Here is an 8890-nt window from a genome sequence, read left to right on the forward strand (position 1 = left end):
CTTGCCCTTCTTGTTCTTCTTCGTCTCGCCCGGGAACTTCGCGGTGACCGTCGAGCAGTACTCGCGGAAGTCCTTCTTCTGCAGTCCTGAGCGGGCGAACAGGGTCAGGTCGTAGGCGGAGGAGACCCGCTCCAGCTCCTCCACCACGATCCGTCCCAGCCGCTCCAGCTCGTTGCCCAGTGACCCCGCGATGTGCGGGGTGAGGAACACGTTGGGCAGCCGGTACAGCGGTGACGCGGCGGGCAGCGGCTCGGGCTCCGTGACGTCGAGCACCGCCCGCAGCCGCCCCGAGACCAGTTCGTCGGTCAGCGCGTCCGGGTCGACCAGCGCCCCGCGGGAGGTGTTGATGAGCACGCCCCCGTCCCGGATCAGCCCGAGCCGGGCCCCGTCCAGCATCCGGTACGTCTCCGGGATGTCGGGCGCGTGCAGCGAGACGATGTCGCTGCGCCGCAACAGGTCCTCCAGCGGGACGAGTTCGGCCCCCAGCGCGCCGGCCTCGGAGGCGCTGACGTACGGGTCGTGCAACAGCACCGTGAAGTCGAAGGGCCGCAGGAGTTCCAGCAGCCGGCGTCCCACCCGGGACGCCCCGATGACACCCACCCGGCGTCCCACGTTGCCGATGCCCGCGGTCTCGGCGGGCGGTGGGTACGCGTGGGTGCCCCGGAACCGTTCCCGCTGGTCGAACGCGTCCTTCCCGCTCAGCAGGATCATCGCGAGGGTGTACTCCGCGACGGGCAGGGCGTTGCCGGTGACCGCGCTGGAGACGGTGATGCCGCGGCGCCACAGGGCGTCGCCGACGAGTGTGCGGACCGAGCCCGCGGCGTGCAGGACGGTGCGCAGGCGGGGCGCCGCGGTGAGGACGTGGGTGTCGAGGCGGGGGCAGCCCCAGCCGGTGATCAGGACGTCGGCCCGGGCCAGGGCGTCCGCCGCGAGGGGGTCGGCGAAGTCCTGGACGACGAGCGCGGGGTCGAGGTCGGCGGCCTCGCTCAGCCGGGTCATCAGGGCTGGGGGGAAGAGCAGCGGGAGGTGTACGGGATCCATCGCGAACACGGCCCTGGGCAGCTGAGGGCTGGGCATGTCACTCCTGACACACTGGGCGGAAAATGTTTCTGAAAACGTCTTCTACGGCAGATCTACCGTAGGTCCGGCGTCGAGGGACGGTCAATCGCCGAGGTGCCACTGAGGCCGGCCGTGTGACAACCGGTTTCCTCGCTGGGTCATGTCGGCGAGGTTACACAGTCTTTTCGAAAGTCCGTCAAGCCTCTTGACGCCGTTTCCTGGCAGGGCGGAAGCTCTGCCCCAACGTGGCAACCGGTTGTCTGCCGGTCCTCACCTGTCCAAGACAGAGCAGGAGGTGGGGCGTCGTGCCGCTCCCGTACCCCGTTCAGCAGCCGCTCCCGTACCCCCGTCCGCAAGGAGTCCCGAATGAACACGCCGTTGTCCCGCCGTACGGCCCTCCAGGCGGCCGGTGCCACCGTGCTCGCCGTGGGTCTGAGCGACCTCACGGCCACGGCGGCCCGGGCCGACGACACCGCCGCCGACCCCGGACCGAAGCTGGTGACCTACCCCCGTCCGGCCACGATGCCGACCAACACCAGCTTCAGGGTGCGGGTGCGTACGACCCCCGGCGGCGAGTGGCAGACCCTCGACATCTGGCGGCCCCAGCTGGCCGAGATCAACCCCGCCACCGGGGCCGGCAGGACCTACAACTCCTCGCTGGCCTACTTCGACTTCCAGGGCTCGGTGGAGGTCGAGGTCACCTACCTCAAGGGCGGCACCACCAAGGTCCGGGTCAGACCCGACTCGTACGGCATCACGCCCGAAGTCGGCGGCGACACCCTGGTGTTCACGCTCGACCGGCCGCGCAACCTCGTCGTGCAGGTCAACGACGACATCTTCGACTGCCTGCACCTGTTCGCGCGCGCCGTCGAGAGGAAGAAGCCCGCGCAGGACGATCCGGACGTCCTCTACTACGGCCCCGGTGTCCACACCACCGCCGACGGCACCCTGCTCGTCCCCTCCGGCAAGACCGTGTACCTCGACGGCGGCGCCGTCCTCAAGGCCACCGTGATCTTCCGGAACGTGGAGCACGCCGGGATAGCCGGCCGGGGGGTGCTCGCCGGAACGGCGGGCGGCGGGGTGCTGGTGGAGGGTTCGCGGAACATCTCGATCGGCGCGGTCACCGCGCTCAACCCCAGCGGCTACGCGGTCCAGTTGGGCGAGGCCACCGGTGTCACCATCAAAGGGCTCGGCTCCTTCAGCTCCAAGGGCTGGGGCGACGGCATCGACGTGTTCTGCTCCAGCAACGTCGTCATCGACGGCGTGTTCATGCGCAACTCGGACGACTGCATCGCCATCTACACCCACCGCTGGGAGTACTACGGCGACACCTCACACATCACCGTGCGCAACTCGACGCTCTGGGCGGACGTCGCCCACCCCATCAACGTCGGCACGCACGGCAACACCGACAACCCCGAGGTCCTGAGGAACCTCCGCTTCAAGAACATCGACATCCTCGACCACCGCGAACCGCAGATGAACTACCAGGGCTGCATCGCCCTCAACCCCGGCGACTCCAACCTGATCAGGAACGTCCGCATCGAGGACGTCAGGATCGAGGACTTCCGCTGGGGCCAGGTCATCTACATGAAGGTCATGTACAACACGAAGTACAACACCTCGGTGGGTCGCGGCATCGAGAACGTCTACGTCAAGAACCTCAGCTACACGGGCACGAACGCCAAGCCCTCGCTCCTCCTCGGCTACGACGCCGACCACGCCATCAAGGACGTCACCTTCGAGAACCTGGTGATCAACGGGCTCGTTGTCGCCGACTCGATGAAGAAGCCGGGCTGGTACCACACCACGGACACCGTCCAGTGGTTCTCCAACGAGCACGTCACCAACCTCAGGTTCCTCACCACCGCCGAGGCAGAGGCGGCCGCCGCGTCATGAGCACCCGGCCCTCGAACACCACGCCCCCGAACGGCCCTCGCCCGACCACCGTCGCTCCCAGCCGCCGGGGCTTCCTCGGCGGGACGGCGGCCCTGCTGCTGACGGCGGGTGCGAGCGGACTGCTCGCACCCGGCACCGCCCGGGCCACGGGCCGGAAGCCGGGCAGCCGCGCCTTCACCCATCCCGGGCTGCTGCACGGCGCCGCCGACCTCGCCCGCATGAAGGCAGCGGTCACCACGAAGCGGTCCCCGCTCCACGACGGCTACGTGGCGTTCGCGGCCCATCCGCGCTCGAAGTCGACGTACACCGCCCAGAACACCGGCCAGGTCACCTCCTGGGGCCGCGGCCCCGGCACCTTCCAGAACCAGGCGGTCGCCGACTCGGCCGCCGCCTACCAGAACGCCCTCATGTGGGCCGTCACCGGCGACCGCGCGAACGCCGACAAGGCCCGGGACCTCCTCAACGCCTGGTCGGCCTCGCTCACGATGATCACCGGCGCCGACGGGCCGCTCGGCGCCGGACTCCAGGCCTTCAAGTTCGTCAACGCGGCCGAACTGCTGCGCCACACCGGCTACGACGGCTGGGGGGACGCGGACATCGCCCGCTGCGAGCGGTCCTTCCTGGACGTCTGGTATCCGGCCGTCTCCGGCTACATGCTCTACGCCAACGGCAACTGGGACCTGACGGCCCTTCAGGCCATCCTGGCCATCGGCGTGTTCTGCGAGGAGCCCACCCTCTTCGAGGACGCCCTGCGCTACGCCGCGGCCGGTGCCGGCAACGGGTCCGTCGCCCACCGGATCGTCACCGACGCCGGCCAGGGCCAGGAGGCCGGGCGCGACCAGGGCCACGAACAGCTCGCGGTCGGGCTGACCGGTGACCTCGCCCAGGTCGCCTGGAACCAGGGCGTCGACCTGTGGGGCTACCACGACAACCGTATCCTCGCCGATTTCGAGTACGCGGCCCGCTACAACCTCGGCGGCGACGTCCCCTTCGTCCCCGACCTCGACCGCACCGGCAAGTACCTCAAGACGACCGTCTCCGCCGTCTCCCGGGGCAACCTCCCCCCGATCTACGAGATGGCCTACGCCCACTACGCCGGCGTCCGGGGCCTCGACACCCCCTGCACCGAGGCGGCCGTCTTCCGCGGCACCGGCGGCACCCGGGTCGTCGAGGGCGGCAACGACGACCTGCCGGGCTGGGGGACGTTCGCCTACGCGGGGGCCACGGCGCCGGAAGCGACCGCACCGGCCCCGCCCGCGGGGGTGACGGCGGTGGGGGAGCGGTCCCGGATCACGGTGAGCTGGCTGCCCTCGACCTGGGCCACCGAGTACACCGTCCTGCGCGCCACGCGCCCCCGGGGACCGTACGCGAGGATCGCCACCGGGGTCGGCGGGCCGACGTGGACCGACGACCGGGTGCGCGCGGGGCGGACCTACCACTACGCCGTCACCGCCGCCAACTCCCGCGGTCACAGCGCGCGTTCGGCTCCTGTCCCAGCCACCGCCGGGCTTCCCGAGCCCTGGTCGACCCAGGACGTCGGGGCGGTACGGATCCCCGGTTCGGCGGTCTTCGACGGTGAGCGGTTCGTGCTGGAGGCGAGCGGCACCGCCGACACGCACCGGCTCGTCCATCTGCCCCTGCGCGGCGACGGCACGGTCACCGCGCGGATCGTGTGGCCGCTGAGCTCGCAGTACTCCAAGATCGGCGTCACCCTGCGGGACTCCCTCGACCCGGACGCGGCCCATGCCGCCATGGTCGTCCAGGGACTGCCGCTGCACACCTGGAGCGGGGTGTGGACGGTACGGCCGTCCAAGGGGGCCGCCGTGTCCGCGACCGGCAGCACCCCGGTCCCGCCCTCGCAGCTGACCGCGATCACCACGGGCGCGGCCTTCCCGATCTCCGCCCTCGGCACGCTGCCCGAGTCGGCGACCCCGCTCGAAGCCCCCCATGTCGAGGGAGCGGGGGACGGTTACCGGCTGCGCACGCCCTACTGGGTGCGGGTGACCCGCAGGGGCCGTCGCTGCACCGGGGCGATCTCCCCGGACGGCATCCGCTGGACCGAAGTCGGCTCCTGTGAGGTCGAGTTGGGGCGGACGGCCCACGCCGGCCTGCTGCTCACCTCCTGCCTCGGCGTCGACGCGGACCACGCCGAGACCGGCACCGGCGCCCTCGACAACGTGACCGTGGTGTCCGCCACCGAGGGCGAGATCTGGTCGGTGCCCGAACCCTCGCGTACGGCAGGGGACCTGCAGGCGACGACGGGCTCCGACGCCGTCGACCTGGCGTGGACCGACCCCGACCTCTCGGCCCGCTACACGGTCCTGCGGGCGAAGGACCCCGAGGGCGCCTACGTCACCCTCGCCACCGGTGTCGGCCCGGTCGGGTCCGGCACCCGCATCCGGTACGCGGACGCCACCGGCACCCCCGGGACGACGTACCACTACGCGGTCGCGAAGACCAACGCGGCCGGACGCGGGCCGCTCTCGGAGCCCGCCGCCGCGGTGATGCCGACGCCGGACATCCCCCGGCTGACCTCCGCCCGCCTGGCGTTCGCCGCCCAGGGGGAGGATTTCCGGCACGTGCTGCGGGCCTCCCACGAGCCCGTACGCTTCACCGCCACCGGTCTCCCCGACGGTCTCCGCGTCGACAGGCGGAGCGGCCTGATCCACGGAACCCCGCGCGAGACAGGCGAGTTCACCGTCGTCACCTCCGCCGGGAACGCCGCGGGCGACGGCACCGGAACCCTCACCCTCACGGTCGGAACACCCCCGCCGCCCCCGTGGACCCACGGCGACCTCGGCGACGTGATCCTCGACGACCGGGCCCACGGGACGCTCGGCGTGGCCGCCGTCCTCACCCCCGGCAGCACCGCCCACGAGGACGGCACCTTCCTGGTACGGGGCGCGGGCGCCGACCTGAGCGTCAACAACCAGTGCATGACGGGCCAGTTCGTACGGCGGACCGTCACCGGGGACTGCGAGGTCACCGCCCGGCTGGTCTCCCGCACCGGGGCCACCGCCGACCGGGTCGGACTGCTGATGGCGAAGTCGCTGTCACCGTTCGACCAGGCGGCCGGGGTGATCGTCACCGGCGGCGGCACCGCGCAGCTCATGCTGCGCAGGACCGTGGCCGGCGCCTCCGCCTTCACCGGCGACGGCACCGTCCGGCTCCCCGTGCTGCTGCGGCTGAAGCGCACCGGGACCCTCTTCACCGCGTCCGTCTCCGGTGACGACGGCACCACCTGGACCGACCTCGCCTCCGGCGAGATCCCCGGTTTCGGCGACGCCCCCTTCCACGTCGGTCTCGTGGCCTGCTCCCGCAGCCCGCTGGCCCTCGTCACCTCCGAGTTCGACGAGGTGAGCATCACCCCCGTCTGATTCCCCCCACGGAACGGAGACGCACCCCATGAGCCGCACCTCCCCCCACCTCGCGCGAACCGAGTTGAGCCGCCGCGGTCTGCTCAGGAGCGCGGGCGGCCTCGGCGCCGCCCTCGCCCTCGGCGGCGGCACCCTCGCCACGGCCATGGCGGCCACGGCCGACGCGGCGCCCGCGACCTGGACCCACCCCGGCATGCTGCACAACGCCGGCGACATCAACCGGGCCAAGGTCAGGGTCGCCGCGGGCGACGACCCCTGGCTCTCCGGCTGGAACAGGCTGGTCGCCAACTCCCACTCCCAGTCCACCTGGACCGCCCGGGCCACCGCCACGATCGTCCGCGGCGGCACCGGCGAGAACTACTCCCTGCTCTTCAACGACATCGCCGCCGCCTACCAGAACGCACTGCGCTGGAGGGTCGGCGGCACCGAGGCCAACGCCGCGTGCGCCGCGCGCATTCTCAACGCCTGGTCGACGACCCTGACCTCGGTCACCGGCAACGCCGACCGCTTCCTCGCCGCCGGCATCTACGGCTGGCAGTTCGCCAACGCCTGCGAACTCATGCGCGGCTACAGCGGGTTCGACCTGGCCGCCGCCCAGGAGATGCTGGTCAAGGTCTTCTACCCGCTCAACAACAGCTTCCTGACCCACCACAACGACGCCTGCATCACCAACTACTGGGCCAACTGGGACCTGTGCAACATGGCCGCCGTCCTGGCCATCGGCATCCTCAACGAGGACGCGGCCAAGTACGACCAGGCCGTCACCTACTTCAAGTCCGGCGCGGGCAACGGCTCCCTCGCCCACGCGGTGCCCTACCTGTACGCCGACTCCGCCGGCTACGCGCTCGGCCAGTGGCAGGAGTCCGGCCGCGACCAGGGCCACACCATGATGGGCATGGGCCAGATGGGCGCCCTCTGCGAGATGGCCTGGAACCAGGGCGAGGACCTCTACTCCCACGACAGCCGCCGCTTCATGAAGGCCGCCCAGTACGTCGCGAAGTACAACCTGGGCGAGGACGTGCCCTTCACGACCTACACCTGGGGCACCGGGCAGAACTGCGCCGCCTCCTCCCAGACCGTGATCTCCTCCGACTCGCGCGGCCAGGTCCGCCCGGTCTGGGCGCTGCTCCACTTCCACTACAACCGGCGCCTGAGCCTGGACGACCGGTACATCTCGCAGATGTACTACGACCTCGTCGCCCCCGAGGGAGGAGGCGGCGACTACGGCACCACCAGCGGAGGCTTCGACCAGCTCGGCTTCGGCACCCTGATGTACGCCAAGTAGCCGCCGGACCGCGCTCTGCACCGGAATACGGAGCCGAAATGTGGTGCTCTGGTGTACGTGGTGCAGTAGCGCGGTCAGGAGGCTGGGGATGACGACAGTCCAGGCGGACCCCGTGGTCAGCACGCCGTACGGAGACGTACGCGGCCGGTACGAGAACCGGGTCGCGGTGTTCCGGGGCATCCCCTACGCCGCCCCGCCCTTCGGCCCCCGCCGCTTCCGGCCGCCGGAGCCGCCCGAGCCCTGGGACGGGGTCCGCGACACGGTCGACTTCGGGCCGACGGCGCCGAAACCGCCGTACTCCGAGGCCTTCGCGCAGTACCTCTCCGACCCCGTCGTGCCCGGCGACGACTGCCTCAACCTCAACGTCTGGACGCCCGAGCCCGCACCCGGCGCCCGGCTCCCGGTCCTGGTGTGGCTGCACGGCGGCGCCCTGACCAGGGGTTCCTCCGCGGTGCCGGTGTACGACGGGCACGCCTTCGCCCGCGATGGCGTCGTGTTCGTCTCGGTGAACTACCGGCTCGGCGTCGAGGGCTACGGCCTCTTCCCGGACGCCCCCGCCAACCCGGGCCTGCGCGACCAGCTCGCCGCCCTGCGGTGGGTCCACGAGTCGATCCGCGCCTTCGGCGGCGACCCGGAGCGGGTGACGCTGGCCGGGCAGTCGGCCGGTGCGATCAGCACCGGTGCCCTGCTGGCCGCCCCGCAGGCCCAGGGGCTGTTCCGGCGGGCGGTCCTGCAGAGCGGTCCGCCCGAGGCGAGCGACCGGGACAAGGTACGGCGGATGGTGCGCCGCATGGCGACCCGGCTGAAGGTCCCGGCCACCGCCGCGGCCTTCGCCGAGGTCGACCGTGACCTGCTGCTGCGCACCCAGGCCGAGGTGGGCAGGCTCAGCAGCCCGGTGCTCGGCGGTCCGGCCTTCGGGATCGTGGTCGACGGCGACCTCGTGCCGCGCGATCCGCTGGAGGCCCTCACCGACCCCGCCGCCGGCCTGGCGAGCGACGTCGAGCTGATGCTGGGCTGGACCGCCGACGAGTACCGTCTCTGGCTCGTCCCCGGAGGACTCCTGGAGCGGGTCGACCGGCTCGGCGCGGTCGCCCTCGCCGGTGCCATGGCCCGCTGCCACTGCGGTTCCGAGGTGGTGCGCGGCTACCGGGCCCGGCACCCCGGCGCCGGTACCGCCGACGTAGTCGGCCAGATGGTCACCGACCACCTGCTCCGCATCCCCCTGCACCGGCTCGCCGAGGCCCGCCCCGGCTCCTCGTACGTCTACGAG

Annotated in this window: 5 protein-coding genes; 4 read left to right on the forward strand and 1 reads right to left on the reverse strand. The window is 71.6% G+C overall.

Going from position 1 to position 8890, the window contains the following annotated elements:
* Positions 1-1077 (reverse strand): hydroxyacid dehydrogenase (locus EHS43_RS28910; protein ID WP_185806455.1); only part of this gene is annotated, 1077 nt, incomplete at its 3' end.
* 348 nt (positions 1078-1425) lie between these two features.
* On the opposite strand from EHS43_RS28910, the gene EHS43_RS28915 reads away from it, so the two are divergent.
* The 4 genes from EHS43_RS28915 to EHS43_RS28930 all read left to right on the forward strand — a co-directional run.
* Positions 1426-2958, forward strand: a complete 1533-nt coding sequence (locus EHS43_RS28915; RefSeq protein WP_125193671.1) for a glycosyl hydrolase family 28 protein — start codon at positions 1426-1428, stop codon at positions 2956-2958.
* On the forward strand, positions 2955-6335 hold the full coding sequence (locus EHS43_RS28920; RefSeq protein WP_125193672.1) for an alginate lyase family protein: 3381 nt from the start codon (positions 2955-2957) through the stop codon (positions 6333-6335). Before EHS43_RS28915 ends, EHS43_RS28920 begins: the two co-directional genes overlap by 4 nt.
* A 28-nt stretch (positions 6336-6363) precedes the next feature.
* Complete coding sequence (locus EHS43_RS28925) at positions 6364-7620, forward strand: alginate lyase family protein (RefSeq protein WP_125193673.1); 1257 nt, start codon at positions 6364-6366, stop codon at positions 7618-7620.
* Positions 7621-7708: 88 nt separating this feature from the next.
* The coding region (locus EHS43_RS28930) for a carboxylesterase/lipase family protein (RefSeq protein ID WP_185806456.1) at positions 7709-8890 on the forward strand (1182 nt) is incomplete at its 3' end.

This window comes from Streptomyces sp. RP5T (genome assembly GCF_003933965.1).
In the GTDB taxonomy this organism is placed as follows: Bacteria; Actinomycetota; Actinomycetes; order Streptomycetales; family Streptomycetaceae; genus Streptomyces.

Coding starts and splice junctions, on each gene's coding strand:
- EHS43_RS28920 (WP_125193672.1), top strand. CDS start 2,955: ATGAGCACCCGGCCCTCGAACACCACGCCCCCGAACGGCCCTCGCCCG.
- EHS43_RS28925 (WP_125193673.1), top strand. CDS start 6,364: ATGAGCCGCACCTCCCCCCACCTCGCGCGAACCGAGTTGAGCCGCCGC.
- EHS43_RS28915 (WP_125193671.1), top strand. CDS start 1,426: ATGAACACGCCGTTGTCCCGCCGTACGGCCCTCCAGGCGGCCGGTGCC.